16 protein-coding genes are annotated in these 15,131 nt (G+C 69.3%); 9 read left to right on the plus strand and 7 right to left on the minus strand.

What is annotated here, in order from left to right:
* On the minus strand, window positions 1-2,256 hold a 2,256-nt coding region (locus TFC3_RS25120), incomplete at its 3' end, for a glycoside hydrolase family 65 protein (protein ID WP_067504660.1).
* A complete protein-coding gene (locus TFC3_RS25125; RefSeq protein WP_067504663.1) occupies window positions 2,249-3,148 on the minus strand; it encodes a PfkB family carbohydrate kinase in 900 nt (299 codons plus the stop codon). The genes TFC3_RS25125 and TFC3_RS25120, both read right to left, overlap by 8 nt.
* Before the next feature lie 114 nt (window positions 3,149-3,262).
* On the opposite strand from TFC3_RS25125, the gene TFC3_RS25130 reads away from it, so the two are divergent.
* The gene (locus TFC3_RS25130; protein ID WP_067504666.1) at window positions 3,263-3,841 is read left to right on the plus strand and encodes a GAF domain-containing protein; all 579 of its coding nucleotides are present in this window, start codon (window positions 3,263-3,265) and stop codon (window positions 3,839-3,841) included.
* Between the two features lie 244 nt (window positions 3,842-4,085).
* Here TFC3_RS25130 and TFC3_RS25135 read toward each other — a convergent pair whose 3' ends face one another.
* The gene (locus TFC3_RS25135) at window positions 4,086-5,192 is read right to left on the minus strand and encodes an MBL fold metallo-hydrolase (RefSeq protein ID WP_067504669.1); all 1,107 of its coding nucleotides are present in this window, start codon (window positions 5,190-5,192) and stop codon (window positions 4,086-4,088) included.
* A gap of 100 nt (window positions 5,193-5,292) precedes the next feature.
* Between TFC3_RS25135 and TFC3_RS25140 the strand changes: the two genes are divergently transcribed.
* The 6 genes from TFC3_RS25140 to TFC3_RS25165 are packed head-to-tail and all read left to right on the plus strand — an operon-like array spanning window position 5,293 to window position 9,550.
* Window positions 5,293-5,871, plus strand: a complete 579-nt coding sequence (locus TFC3_RS25140) for a hypothetical protein (protein ID WP_067504672.1) — start codon at window positions 5,293-5,295, stop codon at window positions 5,869-5,871.
* Window positions 5,872-5,894: 23 nt separating this feature from the next.
* The gene (locus tag TFC3_RS25145) at window positions 5,895-7,379 is read left to right on the plus strand and encodes a deoxyguanosinetriphosphate triphosphohydrolase family protein (protein ID WP_067504676.1); all 1,485 of its coding nucleotides are present in this window, start codon (window positions 5,895-5,897) and stop codon (window positions 7,377-7,379) included.
* Between the two features lie 33 nt (window positions 7,380-7,412).
* Entirely contained in the window at window positions 7,413-7,958 is a 546-nt protein-coding gene (locus tag TFC3_RS25150) for a hypothetical protein (protein ID WP_067504680.1), read from the plus strand.
* Between the two features lie 9 nt (window positions 7,959-7,967).
* Window positions 7,968-8,714 (plus strand): HipA family kinase, encoded by a 747-nt coding sequence (locus TFC3_RS25155; RefSeq protein ID WP_067504683.1) that lies wholly within the window; start codon window positions 7,968-7,970, stop codon window positions 8,712-8,714.
* Entirely contained in the window at window positions 8,711-9,118 is a 408-nt protein-coding gene (locus TFC3_RS25160) for a DUF3037 domain-containing protein (RefSeq protein WP_369819649.1), read from the plus strand. The genes TFC3_RS25155 and TFC3_RS25160 overlap by 4 nt, the downstream gene beginning before the upstream one ends.
* Window positions 9,119-9,121: 3 nt before the next feature.
* The gene (locus tag TFC3_RS25165; RefSeq protein ID WP_067504689.1) at window positions 9,122-9,550 is read left to right on the plus strand and encodes a GNAT family N-acetyltransferase; all 429 of its coding nucleotides are present in this window, start codon (window positions 9,122-9,124) and stop codon (window positions 9,548-9,550) included.
* Window positions 9,551-9,578: 28 nt separating this feature from the next.
* On the opposite strand, the gene TFC3_RS25170 is transcribed toward TFC3_RS25165, so the two are convergent.
* Window positions 9,579-10,688, minus strand: a complete 1,110-nt coding sequence (locus TFC3_RS25170; RefSeq protein WP_067504692.1) for an NADH:flavin oxidoreductase — start codon at window positions 10,686-10,688, stop codon at window positions 9,579-9,581.
* A 363-nt stretch (window positions 10,689-11,051) separates the two neighbouring features.
* Here TFC3_RS25170 and TFC3_RS25175 point away from each other — a divergent pair, with 363 nt between their 5' ends.
* Window positions 11,052-11,567: a TetR/AcrR family transcriptional regulator gene (locus TFC3_RS25175; RefSeq protein ID WP_236718308.1), complete on the plus strand. Its 516-nt coding sequence runs from the start codon at window positions 11,052-11,054 to the stop codon at window positions 11,565-11,567.
* On the opposite strand, the gene TFC3_RS25180 is transcribed toward TFC3_RS25175, so the two are convergent.
* Entirely contained in the window at window positions 11,564-12,397 is an 834-nt protein-coding gene (locus tag TFC3_RS25180) for an oxidoreductase (protein ID WP_067504697.1), read from the minus strand. The two genes, TFC3_RS25175 and TFC3_RS25180, sit on opposite strands and share 4 nt — an antisense overlap.
* A 100-nt stretch (window positions 12,398-12,497) precedes the next feature.
* Between TFC3_RS25180 and TFC3_RS25185 the strand changes: the two genes are divergently transcribed.
* Complete coding sequence (locus tag TFC3_RS25185) at window positions 12,498-13,319, plus strand: helix-turn-helix transcriptional regulator (RefSeq protein ID WP_067504700.1); 822 nt, start codon at window positions 12,498-12,500, stop codon at window positions 13,317-13,319.
* A gap of 63 nt (window positions 13,320-13,382) precedes the next feature.
* On the opposite strand, the gene TFC3_RS25190 is transcribed toward TFC3_RS25185, so the two are convergent.
* Window positions 13,383-14,249 carry a transglutaminase-like domain-containing protein gene (locus TFC3_RS25190; RefSeq protein ID WP_067504703.1) on the minus strand — a complete coding sequence of 289 codons (867 nt, stop codon included), beginning with the start codon at window positions 14,247-14,249 and terminating at the stop codon, window positions 13,383-13,385.
* A gap of 1 nt (window position 14,250) precedes the next feature.
* On the minus strand, window positions 14,251-15,090 hold the full coding sequence (locus TFC3_RS25195; RefSeq protein WP_067504706.1) for a MerR family transcriptional regulator: 840 nt from the start codon (window positions 15,088-15,090) through the stop codon (window positions 14,251-14,253).
* Between the last annotated feature and the right edge of the window lie 41 nt (window positions 15,091-15,131).

Below are 15,131 nucleotides of genomic sequence, written 5' to 3' on the forward strand. Positions count from 1 at the left end.
GGTGGGCACGGGGTCGAGGTGCTTGGTGACCGTTTCGCCGGCCCGTACCGAGATGGGGGCGCCGTCGTGCTCGAAGGTCATGTCGGCTTCGGTGACCGCGTAGGTGACCTGCGACGGGGTGATCACGACCTCGATGCGGCTCTCCCGCCAGCGCAGGCAGAAGCGCAGCCGGGGCAGGTGACCGGGCAGCCGCGGGTTGAACGACAGCTTGCCGTCGTGGTCGCGCATGCCACCGAAGCCCATCACCAGCGCGATCCAGGCCCCGGCGCACGCGGCGATGTGCAGGCCGTCGCCGCTGGCCTCGCCGCCCGAGCGCAGGTCGAGCAGCGCCGCCTCGGCGACGTAGTCGTGCGCCAGCTCCAAGTGCCCGGTCTCGGCGGCCAGCACGGCCTGCGCGGGAGCCGACAACGATGAGTCGCGGACCGTACGGGCTTCGTAGTAGGCGAAGTTGCGTTCCTTCTCCGCACGGGTGAACGCGTCGGGGCGCAGCATCATCGCGAGCACCAGGTCGGCCTGTTTGACCACTTGGCGGCGGTACAGGTCGAGGTAGGGGAAGTGCAGCATGAGCGGGTAGTCGTCGTCGCTGGTGGCGTCGAAGTCCCACTCCTGACGACGGGTGAAGTTGTGGTGCTGTTCGTGCACGGCGCGGTTCTGGGCGTACGGAACAGTCAGTTTCTGCGCCACCGAGCGCCACCCGCTGATCTCGTCGGCACTGATCCCGCGCTCGCGCAATTGCTCTTCGAACGTCGCGGCACCGAGCAGATTGTGCTGCGCCATGAGGTTGGTGAAGGCGTTGTCGTCGGCCAGCGCCGTGTATTCGTCCGGACCCGTGACGCCGTCGATGTGCGCGACCCCGTCGTCGTCCACGTGGATGTAGCCGTGCCAGAGCCGGGCGGTCTCGACCAGGATGTCCAGACCGGCCTCGCGCAGGAACTCCTCGTCGCCGGTGGCGTGCACATAACGCAGAACCGCGGCCGCGATGTCGGCGTTGACGTGCAGCGCGGCGGTCCCGGCCGGCCAATACCCGGAGTTCTCCCCGCCCGAAATCGTGCGCCACGGGTAGGACGCGCCGGAAAGCCGCAGCTCACGGGCACGGTCCCGGGCCTTCTCGAGTCCCTGATGCCGCCAGCGAAGAGCCAGACCCACACAACCGGGATGGGTGTACGTCAACAGCGGCAACACGAACGTCTCGGTGTCCCACAGCACGTGGCCGTCGTAGCCGTTGCCGGTCAGCCCCTTCGCCGCGATCGGGTGCGGACCGGCCTGGGCCCCCGCCTGCAGCACGTGGAACAGCCCGAACCGGACGCCCTGCTGCACCTGCGGATCGCCGTCGAGCTCCACGTCGGCGCCGGCCCAGAAGTCGTCGAGATACTCGCGCTGCAATCGCAGCAGCTCGTCGAAGCCCAGCTCGGCCGCCTTGTCGCGGGCCTCAAGAGCCCGGTCCACGACATCGTCCTCGGCCCACGAGTAGGCCAGGAACTTCTCCACCCGCAGCGTCTCCCCGGCGGGCACGCTCACCTCGAGCACGGCCCGGATCAGGTCCTCCTCCGAAGACATGTCCGGCTTGCCGATGCTGCTGGTGTGGGCGACCGCCGACGCGACTTCGATGCCGCTGCGCCGGGTGCGGTGGTGCAACACGTCGTCGGAGTGCTCCAGCGAGCGCAGCGGGGACTGCACGGCGGCCGAGGCGCGCGGGTCGTCGCGCTGGTCGGTCTGCTCCTCGTTGGCGAGCAGGTCGGACTCGATGCGCACGCGAACGTCCCGGTCGGCGGCTTCGACCTCGTAGCGGATGGCTGCGACCGAGGGGTGCGGGAACGAGACCAGCCGGGTGCTGCGGATGCGTACCCGGGTGCCGGTCGGCGATTCCCAGTCGACGTCGCGCTGCAGGGTTCCGGCGCGCAGGTCGAGGCAGCGTTCGTGGCGGTGCAGCACCCCGGTCCGGAGGTCGAACGGCTCGTCGTCCACGACCAGCCGGATGAGCTTGCCGTTGGGGGCGTCGATGATCGTCTCGGTGCGCTCGGGGAACCCGTACCCGGCCTCGGGGTAGGTGAGGTCACGCTCCTCATAGAGGGAATTGAGGTACGTCCCCGGCATCCCCACCGGCGAGCCCTCATCCAGGTTCCCGCGCAGACCGATATGCCCATTGGCCAGGGCGAACACCGATTCCGCCTGGCGCAGCGACCCGGTGCCCAGCGCCTTGCCGGCCAGGCTGGTCTCCCGTACGGCCCACTGCTCGGCCGGTCCGATCTCACTCACCGGCCAGCTCCCGCACGCGCTTCTCCAGTTCCTCGGTGCGCAGGCTCGGGCGCCCGCTCGGATGTCCCACGGTGGCTCCCGACGCGGCCACCGCCCACCGCGCAGCCGCCGGATAGTCCTCGCCGCGCAGCAAAGCTGCAGTCAGCGCCGCGGTGAAAGCGTCGCCACCACCGGTCGTGTCGACCACTTTCTCGGTGGTCAACGGCAGGTGCAGGTGCCCGTCGGCCCACACGAACAGGTTGCCATCGTCAACGCCGAGTGCGAGCAGCTTCGGCCCCTTGTCCAGCAGCGCGCGGGCCTTGTCGACCGTCGCAGCGCCGCCCAGCAGCAGGCCCGCTTCCTGCTCATCCGCGCGGATCACATCGGCCGTGGCCAGGTGCGACTCCTCCGGCACCCCGTCCAGCACGATCAAAGCCCCGGCCTGACGGCCCATCCCGGCGGCGGCCAGGGTCGCTTCGGCAGGCTGTTGCAGCTGTACGACCACAGCGCCGGCCCCCTCGATGAGCGCCCGAGCAGCTTCGACGTCCCGCCGGGTCAGCAGCACCGGTTCGGGGAGATGCTGCAGGTAACGCCAGGTGCCATCGGCTTCGAGCACCTCGACGATCAGCCCGGTCAGCGAGCCGCGCCGCCGGACCACCCCGGTGGTGTCGATGCCATCGGCACGGGCCTGCCCGAGCAAGACGTCGCCGATCGTGTCGTCCCCGGCGACGGCGATGAGCTTGGGACGTACCCCGAATTGCGCCAGCGCGACCGCTTGGTTGGCGCCCTTACCACCGAGCTGTTCCCGGCGCTCGCCCGCGTCTGCGGCAGCGCCGCCCTCGGGAACGGCCTCCACGGTGAGAACGAGGTCCCGGGCGAGTTGTCCGACTACGGCGGCTATCGGTGGTGTCACGGATGGCTACTACCCGACAGGTTGTGCGACATTCGCACTTTCAGGAACCCCACAGCCGATTTTTAACGGCTCAGCGGTTGCGGTGCCCCCCGAAAGTTTCCCTAAGCTCGACGCATGACCAACAACAGTCCCGTGTCGGGCGGTGCATACGAATATCTGGACAACATCAGCCTCGACGAGCAGCGCCGGCTCGACGCCGTCCGCCGCTACCGGCTGGTTGATCAGCCGGTCGAGGACGCCTATGACCGGATCGCTTTCGTGGCGGGCGCCATCTTTGAGACCCCGATCGCCACGGTTTCCCTGGTCGAGCAGGACCTGGTGTGGCTGGCGGCGTGCCAGGGCCTGACCGGGGTGCGCTCGGTGGGCCGCGAACCCGGCCTGTGCGCGTCGGTGATCGCCCAGGACGACGTCTACGTGATCAACAACGCCGCTGTCGACCCCCGCACCCTGGAACACCCGCTGGTCCGCGGCGAGCTGGGCCTGCGCTTCTACGCGGCGGCGCCGATCCGCACCCACGACGGCTACCGCCTGGGCACCGTCAACGTGATCGACAACCGCCCCCGCGAAGCGACCCCGCGCCAGCTCAAGGCCCTCGAACACCTGGCGTCGATGGTGTCCGACGAGCTCGAACTGCGCCTGATGGTGATCCGCAGCGCCGCCGCCGAGCAGCGAATGCGCCAGACGGTGTCCTGATCGGTACGGATCTGCGCGCCTCGGCAGCGGGCGGACCCCCTCACTGCGCGCGCAAAGGACCAGCCCACGGCATCCTGCGCGGGCTCGGGGTGCTCAACGCCGCGACGAACGCCGGCGTACGCCGGTTACCTGAAACTCCAGGCAGACACGGCGTACGCCGGCAACTGCAACAGCACCGACGCGTACGGCCCACGCATGCCGGCACTCGGCGCTCGACCTGCTGAACGCCGCCCCGTAACCCGGCTCAGAGCTGCTGCCACCAGCCGTCCACGGCGGGCGGGTTGTCGACATCAACCCGCTCGCCAGGACGGGGGACCGCCAGGTTGACGTTGCGCGCCTTGGCCTCGGCCCAGGCGCGGTCGGCCGGCTCGGGCCAGTCGTGCAGGGCCAGGTTGAACGTGGCCCAGTGCACCGGGATCATCAAGCCGCCCTGCACGTCCACGTGGGTGGCCACGCCGTCCTCGGGGATCATGTGGATGTCCGGCCACGCGTCGCCGTACGCGCCGATCTGCACCAGCGAGACGTCGAACGGACCGTACTGCTCGCCGATCTCCTTGAACCCGGGGAAGTAACCCGTGTCCCCGGAGTAGAAGGCCTTGCGGGTCGGGCCGTTGATCACCCAGGAGGCCCAGAGCGTCTCGTCGCGGGAGAAGCCGCGGCCGGAGAAGTGGCGGGCCGCGGTGGCCACGAACTCCAGGCCGGCGACAGTGGCCTTCTCGTCCCAGTCGAGTTCGATGATCCGGGTGGCCGGCACGCCCCAGCGCTCGAGGTGCGCGCCGATGCCCAGCGGCACCAGGAACGGCGCGGCCTGCAGGTCGACCAGGTTGCGGATACTGTCCATGTCGAGGTGGTCGTAGTGGTCGTGTGAGATCACCACGGCGTCGATGGGCGGCAGCTCGCGCAGCGCCACCGGGGGCTCGTGCAGCCGCTTGGGGCCCTGCAACCGCGAGGGTGAGCAGCGCTCGCTCCACACCGGGTCGAGCAGGACCCGGCGGCCCTCGATCTCAATCAGCGCTGACGAGTGGCCGTACCAGGTCACATAGAGCCCGTCGCCGCCGGTTTCCGGCTTGACCAGCGGGATCGGCGAGCCCGGATGGCGCCGCTCGCGGCCGGTCAGCGTGGCGGCAAGCAGGCGCGGCATGGACGCGGCAGTGATCTCGTCGGAGGCGGGCTCGGTGTTGCGGAACTTGCCACCGGAGAACTGCGGGGACCGCCGGTAGCGCTCACCGCGGTCACCAACGGCGCGCTTGCCGATGCGCCGGGAGCCCATCTGCAGCGGGACGTCGTGGGCGGCCCAGACCGCCGCCGCTCCCAGCGCGAGGGCCACCCAGGCCCCTTTTCGTATCGCCATAGCGCGGTTCCTCCGAGTCGGTGTATCTGAGACGTCCACCCAAGTTTGTCTGGCCGATCGGGTACATCGCCACCACGCGAGGTATGTCACACTGCCCGCCGTGACTGTCGACACCTTGCAGAACCAGCAGCAGTTGCACGTGCGCCAGCGCGTTCGGCTGATGGTCAACCAATATGAGATCCACGCCGTCGCCCCCGATGGCTCCGAAGCCGGCATCCTCGCCTTCGCCCAGCAGAAGCGGATGGCGTTCAAGGAGCAGGTGACGCTCTACACCGACGACACCAAGACCACTCCCGTTCTCGGCTTCAAGGCCCGTCAGGTCATCGACCTGGGCGCGACCTACGACGTGACGGACGCGGCCGGGAGCCCTATCGGCCTGTTCCGCAAGAACTGGAAGGAATCGCTGCTGCGCTCGACGTGGCACCTTGAGCAGCCCGGCTACGGCGAGATGATCGGCCGCGAGACCAACATGGTGGTGGCGGTCCTGCGCCGCTTCGTCGACTCGCTGTCGTGGCTGCCGTACCACTTCGAATTCCTCCTGGGCGACCGCCCGGCGTTCAGCGTGATCAAGAAGTGGGGCCTGCGCGACCGCTACGTCGTGACCATCCACGACCCGCAGCTCGACCGGCGCCTGATCGCCGCGATGGCGGTTGCCCTGGACGCCCTCCAGGCGCGCTGACCTCATGTAATACCGTCGGACGCATGGACGATCCCCGCGCCCGGCGCCTCTTCGGAGACGGCCTCGTCGCCCCCGGCGACCTTGCCACCAGCCCGTTCCGAGTCGACCGGGACCGGATCGTCAGCTCGCCGTTCTTCGCCCGCCTGGCCGGGGTCACCCAGGTGATCTCGCCGGGCGGGGCCGGGCTGCTGGTGCACAACCGGCTCACCCATAGTCTCAAGGTTGCCTCGGTGGCCCGGGCGATTGCCGAGAAACTGCTCATCCGGTACGCCGATCAGCTTGCGAAACTCGGCGGCTGCGACCCGGACGTGGTGGAGGCAGCCGCGCTGGCCCATGATCTGGGTCACCCACCCTTCGGCCACCTCGGCGAACGGGTCCTGGACAACCTGGCCCGTCAGCGGCTGCGGTTGCGCGACGGCTTCGAGGGCAACGCCCAGTCGTACCGCATCGTCACCAGCACCGAGATCCGTGGCCAGGCCACCATCGGGTTGAACCTGACCGCAGCGACGCGGGCCGCCATCCTCAAGTACCCGTGGACCCGGCGCAGCCACCCCGGCCCGCACCCGCGGTTCATGGATCCGCCGCCGCGTGGTGCCGCGGCGCCGGCCGACGACCCGGACGGCGGTTCGCTGAAGTTCGGTGCCTACTCCACCGAGATCGGCGACATGATCGACGCGCGGGAGCCGTTCGCCGGGGTGGTGGCCGGCTGGCAGCAGACCCCCGAGGCCTCGGTGATGGACACCGCCGACGACATCGCGTACGCCATCCACGATCTGGAGGACGTGCACCGCGTCGGGGTACTGCAGCAGGGCTCGGTGGCCGCCGAGCTGATGGCCTGGCAGCGCACGGCGTTCGCCACGGTCGCCGACGAGGACCTGGATCAGCGCCGCCCGGGCAGCTCGATCGAGGCGCTGCGCCGCCAACTGCACCGCAAGGACGGCTGGGTGGCCGATGACGACGCCTTCGCCGCCGCGGTCGAGCAGGTACGCGCCGAACTCGTCGATGGCCTGCTGAGCGTCCCGTTCGACGGCTCGTTGGAGGCTGAATCGCAGGTCGCGGCGTTCTCGGCGACCTGGACCAGGCGGCTGGTCGAGTCGATCGAGGTCACCCGGACCCCGGCGGTGCGCTCGGGGCACGTGCTGCTCGCCCCGGCGCAGTGGCACGAGGTGCAGATCCTCAAGTTCGTGCAGAACCGGTTCGTGCTCGCCCGCCCCGATCTCGCGCTGCATCAGCGCGGGCAGGCCCGGTTGCTGGAGTCGCTGGTCGGCGCGCTGCTGGACTGGCTGGCCGACCCGGACGAGGCGCAGCGGCTGCCCCGGCGGCTGGTCGACCTGGTGGAGCTGGCGGAGCTCGAACTGGCCGATGGCACCCCGGACCACGTGGCGCGGGCGCGCGGTCGAGCGGTGATCGACTTTGTTGCCGCGCTGACGGATGGGCAGGCCGTGGCGTTGATGGATGCGCTGTCCGGTCGTACCCGTCAGTTGTGGACCGATGCTTTTGTCCTCTAGCTGTTGTGCCTGTAGCGGTGTAAGCATGTAATCATGCGCTTCCGTCAACCGTCCGGGAACCGGACCGAGCCCCCACCCGCCGACGACGCAGCCGCCTGGATCACCGGCGCCGTGTCCGACGGCTGGTTCACCGAGCCGCCGCAGGTCGTCATCGACCGCGACGAGATCATCATCTGGGGCCGGGTGAACGCACCCGAGCTCAGCGCCGAAGCCACCGACGCCGACAAGGCCGCCGCCCAGGCAGGCCGGATCAACCAGTTCCGCGAGGACACCCGCGACGACCGGATCCGGGTGGCCCGCCAGATCGAGCACCGCTACCAGCGCAAAGTCGCCTGGGGCGTGCGCTGCGGCGACACCAACGAACTGTTCACCCACCTGTCCGCGCCGGTCATGACCCGGCTGCGCCAACCCGAACGGCAGGTGCTCGACACGCTTGTCGACGCCGGGGTGGCCCGCAGCCGCTCGGAGGCGCTGGCCTGGTGCGTTCGCCTGGTCGGCGAGCACACCGACGAATGGCTCACCGGCCTGCGCGACGCGCTGACCAAGGTCGAGGATCTGCGGCGGCAGGGGCCTCTCTAAGCTGGTCCGGTGCTGCCTGAGCTCACTGCCGTCCGCTACGTCACGCCGTTACGCGAAGGCGGCTCGCTGCCGGGAATCGTCGAGGCGGAAAACCTCGGCACGTACGTCGTGAAGTTCCGCGGCGCCGGCCAGGGACCCAAGGCGCTGGTCGCCGAGGTGATCTCGGGTGAGCTGGCCCGCCGGCTGGGCCTGCCGGTGCCCGAACTCGTCGTCGTGCAGCTCGACCCGGTGGTGGCCCGGGCCGAGCCCGACGAGGAGGTGCAGGAGCTGATCAAGGCCAGCGCCGGCGCCAACCTCGGGATGGACTACCTGCCCGGTGCGCTCGGGTACGACCCGGTGGCCCACCCGGTGGAAGCTGAGCTGGCCTCGCGGGTGCTCGTGTTCGACGCGTTCGTGGAGAACGTGGACCGTAGCTGGCGCAACCCCAACCTGCTTGTCTGGCACGGCGACCTGTGGCTCATCGATCACGGGGCAACGCTGTACTTCCACCACAACTGGCCGCGCGCCGAAGCCATGGTGCACCGGCGGTACAAGTGGGACGACCACGTGCTCAAGCCGTACGCGACGACCCTCCCGGCGGCCGCGGCCGAGCTGGTGCCGCAGCTGACCGGTGACCTGCTCGACGAGGTGCTCGCGCTGGCCCCCGACGAATGGCTCGCCGCGTTCGACTTCGAAACGGCGGACGCGGCCCGGTCGGCGTACCGCAATCACCTGCTGGCCCGCGCGGCCGAGCCGTCCGCCTGGGTGCCGGCATGATGGCGCGCCACGAGCGGGGTGCCGGCATGATGGCGCCCTACGAGTACGCCGTCATCCAGGCCATGCCCCGCGTCGAACGCGGCGAACTGATCAACGTCGGCGTCGTGCTGTACAGCCAGCGCCGGGATTTCCTGGCGGCGCGAACCCACCTGCACGAGGGGCGGCTGCTGGCGCTGGACGCCAACGCCGACCTGGACGCCATCCGCGCGTCGCTGCAGTCGTGGGAGATCACCTGCGCGGGAGGCGCGGATGGAGGCGCGGCCCGCGACCTGAAGCAGGGTGAGCGGTTCCGCTGGATGGTGGCCCCGCGCAGCACCATCCTGCGCGCAGGGCCGGTGCACATGGGCCTGACCGAGGATCCCGGCGCCGAGCTGGACCGGCTGCTGGCTTTGCTGGTGCGCTGAGCCATGCAGATCACGGCCGTCCCGGGCCTGCCGGCGGATGAGGCCTGCGCGTTGTACAACGCCGTGGGCTGGCAGGGTTACACCAAGGACCCCGAGCTGCTGGTGCGTGCGCTGACCGGCTCGCACCTGCTGCTGACCGCGCGGGATGAGCGGGGGCGCCTGGCCGGGCTGGCTCGCACGATCTCCGACGGCGTCACGGTCTGCTACGTGCAGGACCTGCTGGTTCACCCGGACTTCCAGCGGCGCGGGGTGGGGCGCCTGCTCATGGAGGAACTGAAGAAGCGGTACGAGCACTGCCGCTTCTTCATCCTCTCGACCGACGCTCCCGGCACCTCGGGGGCGCTGACGTCCCACCCGTTCTACCGCTCACTCGGCCTCATCCCCCACCACGAGCAGGACATGACCGCGTTCGGGTTGCCCATCACCTGGTAGTTCGGGATGTTCACTACCCCGGGGGGCGTCAGATCAACTGCTTCAAGACGCTGTTCTCGTACGCCACCACGTCGTCGAAGCGCCCCTCGCGCACCTTGTTCGGCCACTCCGGATCGGCCAGCAGCGAGCGCCCCACGGCCACCAGGTCGAACTCGTCGCGCTCCAGGCGTTCGAGCAGCGGCCCGATCTCGGTGCGCGACGGCTGGCCCTGCCCGGAAAGCGAGTCGGTGAACACGACATCCAGCCCGACCGAGCCCACCGTGATCACCGGGCGACCGGTCAGCTTCTTCACCCAGCCGGCGAGGTTGAGGTCCGAGCCCTCGAACTCGGCCTGCCAGTAGCGCCGGGTCGACGCATGGATGGCGTCGGCACCGGCCACCACGAGCGGGTTGAGGATGCGCTCCAGGGTCTCCGGGTCATCGGCGAGCTTGGCGTCGTACGCGCTGCTCTTCCACTGCGACATCCGGAAGATCACCGGGAAGTCCGGCCCCACCGCGGAGCGCACGGCCGCCACGATCTCGGCCGCGAACTTGGCCCGAGCCACCGGATCGCCGCCATAGGCATCCGTGCGCCGGTTGGTGCGCTCCCAGAAGAACTGGTCAATCAGATACCCGTGCGCGCCGTGCAGCTCGACCGCGTCGAACCCAATCTCCTTGGCGGCCCTGGCGGCCTCGGCGAAGGCCGCAACGATGGCGTCCACGTCGGACACCGTCAGCTCGGCACCCGCAACAGCCAGCGGCGCGCCCTCAAGGTCAAGACCCGAAGGCCCCACCGGCGGCGCATCCGGCACCGGTCCGGCACCCGGTCGCCGCACGGCGCCAACGTGCCAGAGCTGCGGAGCAATCCTGCCCCCGGCGGCGTGCACGGCATCGACCACGTGCCGCCACCCGGTCAGGGCATCCTCGCCGTAGAAGCGCGGCACCCGGTGGCTGGTCCCTGCGGTGGGGTGCCCGACGTAGGTGCCCTCGGTGACGATCAGCCCGGTGCCGCCGGCCGCCCGGCGTGCGTAGTAGGCCGCAACGTCCGGCCCCGGCACCCCGCCCAGCGAGAAGGACCGCGTCATCGGCGCCATCACGATGCGGTTGGGCAGGGAAAGCCCGGCCAGGTCGAACGGGCGGAACAACGGGTTCACGATCATCCTCCGGAAAAGGCCGGGCAAGCGGAGCGCCTGCTCCGCAAAAACGTAACATGCGCTCCGGTTTGCCAGCAGTGACGATAAACTCGTTGCGTGACCGCCTCCGCTGGGCTTGAGCCGGCTTCCGAAGGAGGCATTGCTGGGCCGCCGCAGGTCAGCCGGAAGGATGCCGGCGGACTGCTTCCCAGTCGGGAGGCCGACAGGTCGCCGCAGTCCGGCCGAGAGGCCGACAGGTCGCCGCAGTCCGGCCGAGAGGCCGACAGGTCGCCGCGTTCCGGCCGGGAGGCCGACAAGCCGCCGCGTTCCGGCCGGGAGGCCGACCCGCGGCCGTTGCGGGCTGATGCTGCGCGAAACCGGACGGCGATTGTGCGGGCCGCTCGCGCTGCCTGCGACGAGCATGGCGGGGCCGCCGACGTCCGCGACATCGCGCAGCGGGCCGGCGTCGGGATGGGCACGCTCTACCGGCATTTCCCTTGCAAGGAGGACCTGCTCGCCGAGGTGCTCCACGAGCAGTTCAGCGCCTGGGTGGCCCGGGTCCGCACCGCCGCCACGGCCGCCGACCCGTGGACCGGGCTCACCGCCTTCTTCGATCAGGCGCTGCGGGGGTGTGCCCGCCAGCATGCCGTCATGGATTGCGTGGTCGCCGGCTGGTCGCGCCCGTCCGACGAAATCGCCGTGCTCGGCGACATCATCGACGAACTGCTCGCCCGTGCCCGCGCCGCGAACCTGCTGCGACCCGGCGTCACTCGCGAGGACCTGCTGCTGATGCTGCAATCGCTCAGCTTCACGGTCAAAGTGACACCGGACGACAAATCCTGGACCCGGCTGGTCACCATCTCCCTCGACGGCCTGCGTGCTCACCACCCCACCCCCTTGCCCTAGCTCGCGGCCAAGCCGTTGAGCCGGGTGACCGCTTCGGCGGGTAGCTCCAGCGCAGCCGCGGCAACGTTCTCGCGCAGGTGCGCCACCGAGGACGTACCCGGAATCACCAGCATTGTGGGTGAGCGCTGCAGCAGCCAGGCCAGGGCGGTCTGTTGCGCCGTCGCTCCGGCCTCGGCCGCCACCTCGTCGAGCACCGCGGATTGCAGCGGGCTCCAGCCGCCCAGCGGGAAGAACGGCACGAAGGCGATCCCGTCGGCCGCGAGCGCGTCGATCAGGTCGTCGTCATCGCGCTTGATCAGGTTGTACTGGTTCTGCACGAACACGATGGGCGCGATGGCGCGAGCCTCAGCGACCTGCTCGACGGTCACGTTGGACAGGCCGAGGTGCCGGATCAAACCTTCGGCCTGCAGTGCAACCAGCTCCGCAAAAGGCTCGGCGATCGAGCCGGGTCCTGCCGCGCGCAGGTTGGCCGCGTCGAGTACGTCAAGCCCGAGATTCTTCAGGTTCCCGTGCACCTGCTCGCGAAGATCGTGCGGGGAGGGCTCCCAGGTGCCGCCCGCTCCCCGGCGGAAGCCCAGCTTGGTCACAATGCGCAGATCATCCGGGTACGGATGCAGCGCCTCTCGAATGATCTCGTTCGTAACCGCCGGGCCGTAGTAGTCGCTGGTATCCAGATGCGTGACCCCCAGCTCCACGGCGGCACGCAGCACGCGAACCGCTTCGGCGCGATTCCGGGGAGGACCCCAGGCGTTCGGCCCGGCAAGTTGCATGGCGCCGTAGCCCATCCGGCTCAGCACCAGGTCATCGGCGAGGGCAAGTGTCGTTGTCATGGCTCGATCCTGGGTCGTCGCGGCTCGTAGCGGGAGCCAAAGGCCATGGTGGTAAAGCCGGTACCACTCAGCAGCTCCCTGACTGCGGCAGCATGGGGGAATGAGCGAACTCGGTGCCGCCATCCGAGCTTGGCGCGGCCGGCTTGACCCCGCCCTGGTCGGCCTGGCACACAACTCGCCGCGCCAGGTGCCCGGCCTGCGCCGCGGGGAACTCGCCATGCTGGCCGGCATCTCGGTCGAGTACGTCGTGCAGCTCGAACAAGGCCGCGCCGCGACACCGTCGGCGCAGGTCTGCTCGGCCCTCGCCCGCGCGCTGCGGTTGTCGGACGACGAGCACGCCCACCTGCTACGCCTCGCCGGCCATGCCGCCGATCCGGGGCGGGTCCCGCGGCTGATCCCGGAAAGCCTGCACCGGATCATGGACCAGCTCACCGGCAGCCCGCTCGCGGTGTACGACGCCACCTGGCGGATGCTGCACTGGAATGCCCTGCACGCCGCAACCTTCGGCGACCCGACAACCCAGGCCGGCGATCGCAACGTGCTGATCCGGCAGTTCCCCGGCGAGCCGTCCCGGGTCCGCCAGACTCCGGCCGAGCGCGCCGCGTTCGAGGACTCCCTCGTGTCCGACCTACGCGCCACGACCGGCCGGTATCCGAACGACCCGGACGTCGCGGCGCTGATCACGATGCTGAAACGGATCCCCCGTTTCCACGGGCTCTGGACGAACCAAACGGTGGCCGTGCACGAAAGCGCGGCGAAGACAGTCCAGCACCCCGAGGTGGGGCTCATCGCGTTGGAGTCCAACGTGCTTTCCATCAGTGCCTCCGACCTGCGGCTGGTGGTTTACACGCCGCGCCCCGGCACCGATGCCCGCAGCAAGCTCGACCTGCTGACCGCCATCGGCACCCAGGTGATGAACTGATCATCACCGCTACGGCGAACGCTTTCTTTGCTAGATCCAGCTTTGCGAGATCCGGCGAGCCCGTCATCGCGCCAGAGTCACTTCCTGAGCCTTGGAAAGACGAGGCGACAGACTTTGCACCGTGCGGCCGGGATGCAAGCGAGGGTCTGTGCGGTATCGGTCCTCAAGCATGCGGTCAGCGGTGTCGTCCCCCTCGTCGGCGGCCGACAGGAGAACCGCCAACTCGTCGATCAGGCCCAGATCGCCATCCAGCTCTGTCGACTGCAAGCCGAAGAGATCCCACAGCAGCAGCTCGTCGCCATAGCGGTGGGCCATCTCGTTGAAGACATAGTTGCGGACGAACCAGGCGCCGCGCAGGGACGGCAGATTGGTGGCAACCCCATACGTCTCCACGTCGATCTCACCACGCCGATAGGCAAGCCAGACCTGCGACGCCGGAACCAAGCCACCGGCGCGTAGCGGCACATCGAGCCCGTCGACCGGCAGAGCCCACGACGGGTCGACCTCCACGTCCATCGCATGCCAGCCAGCGCCGTCCCACCATTGCGTGATGACGTGGTCGACGTGGAAATCGGGGGTGAAGTAATCCGCGAAGCCCACCCGGCTGCGGGCCGGTATGCCGTGGTGCCGGAGTGCCGCGACGCTGAGCAAGGCGAAATCGCGGCAACAACCCACGACGCGGTCCTCGACAGGCCGTGGTCCCAGCAGGGAGCCGGGGAAGCGTTGCTGATCGCAGGCGATGATGCGATCCACCCAGCGGTTGTCTATCTCAGCGAGACGGTCGTCAGGAAACTCGATGCCGGCGCCGCGATAATGGACGACAAGGTTCCGGATTGCAGCGCCCAGCCGCGCTGGATCGGACGGCAACCCGGTGAGTAACGGGGCGTATGAGCGTGGATCCGAGTAGGCGGTCTGGCGGGTGTAGTCCATTTCATTCCTCCGGTGAGACAAACGGCATGGCGACGTGCACAAAGGGATCCGAGCCGGCCACATTGATCCAGCTGTCGAGGTAGATCTCGCGTGGCGGCCCGATCACCGGCAGGGCGGCCGCGGACATGTATGACTCCACTGCCGCATACGCGGTCATGATGCGGGGATAGAAACAGTCGTCGCGGGAGACTGTCGCGTAAGCCTCGTCGTGGGCCTGCTCGACGCGGATGACCATGTCCCAGGCAGGCTCGACCGGCCCGGTGAACGGCACGCACACCTCGATCGGCGCGACGCTTTCCGGCGTGACGAAGCCGTGAAAGATGACCCAGTGCTCGCGAGTGGTGATGGCGGCCGCTGCCTCCAGCAGGTTGCGGATCTCCCACTGTCCGCGCTGGATCACGTCGAGCAGGTTCTGCTGATCGGTCTCGAACCGAATCGAAGCGATGTTTGTGGCGGGCACCCACCGCCGGCGTACCGGATATGAGGGTGCGTCAGAGCCGCTCGTCAGCAGTTGCGTGCGCAGCCAGCCCATGCTCTGGCGGCGCACCGAGACCAGTTGCTCCTGCCCGGCCCACCACTGGTCGAGGCGGTCGATGGCTTCCTGCGCCGAACCGGCCAGCACCTCGGCGACAATCGGTAACGGCATGTTCAACTGCCGCATCAGACTGATGCGCCGGGCGCGTTCGAGCTGGCTCGACGCATAGCGCCGGTAACCGCTGACGGGATGCACGGAAGCAGGCGTCAGCAGGCCGGATATGTCGTAGAGGCGAAGAGCCTTTATGGAGAGCCCGGCCTGGCGGCCGAACTGCGCGATGGACAACCCGAGGTCGCTGCGAGTCATGGCGTGAGTTTGCACCCTGCCCCAAGGGCGGACTCAACATG

The sequence above is a fragment of the Actinoplanes sp. TFC3 genome (assembly GCF_001553785.1).
Taxonomy (GTDB): Bacteria; Actinomycetota; Actinomycetes; order Mycobacteriales; family Micromonosporaceae; genus Actinoplanes.

Bases quoted from the DNA above. Each gene is read 5' to 3' on its own strand.
- TFC3_RS25145 (WP_067504676.1), top strand. From the start codon at position 5,895: ATGGACGATCCCCGCGCCCGGCGCCTCTTCGGAGACGGCCTCGTCGCC.
- TFC3_RS25165 (WP_067504689.1), top strand. From the start codon at position 9,122: ATGCAGATCACGGCCGTCCCGGGCCTGCCGGCGGATGAGGCCTGCGCG.
- TFC3_RS25170 (WP_067504692.1), bottom strand. From the start codon at position 10,688: ATGATCGTGAACCCGTTGTTCCGCCCGTTCGACCTGGCCGGGCTTTCC.
- TFC3_RS25130 (WP_067504666.1), top strand. From the start codon at position 3,263: ATGACCAACAACAGTCCCGTGTCGGGCGGTGCATACGAATATCTGGAC.
- TFC3_RS25195 (WP_067504706.1), bottom strand. From the start codon at position 15,090: ATGACTCGCAGCGACCTCGGGTTGTCCATCGCGCAGTTCGGCCGCCAG.
- TFC3_RS25180 (WP_067504697.1), bottom strand. From the start codon at position 12,397: ATGACAACGACACTTGCCCTCGCCGATGACCTGGTGCTGAGCCGGATG.
- TFC3_RS25150 (WP_067504680.1), top strand. From the start codon at position 7,413: ATGCGCTTCCGTCAACCGTCCGGGAACCGGACCGAGCCCCCACCCGCC.
- TFC3_RS25135 (WP_067504669.1), bottom strand. From the start codon at position 5,192: ATGGCGATACGAAAAGGGGCCTGGGTGGCCCTCGCGCTGGGAGCGGCG.
- TFC3_RS25185 (WP_067504700.1), top strand. From the start codon at position 12,498: ATGAGCGAACTCGGTGCCGCCATCCGAGCTTGGCGCGGCCGGCTTGAC.
- TFC3_RS25160 (WP_369819649.1), top strand. From the start codon at position 8,711: ATGATGGCGCGCCACGAGCGGGGTGCCGGCATGATGGCGCCCTACGAG.
- TFC3_RS25190 (WP_067504703.1), bottom strand. From the start codon at position 14,249: ATGGACTACACCCGCCAGACCGCCTACTCGGATCCACGCTCATACGCC.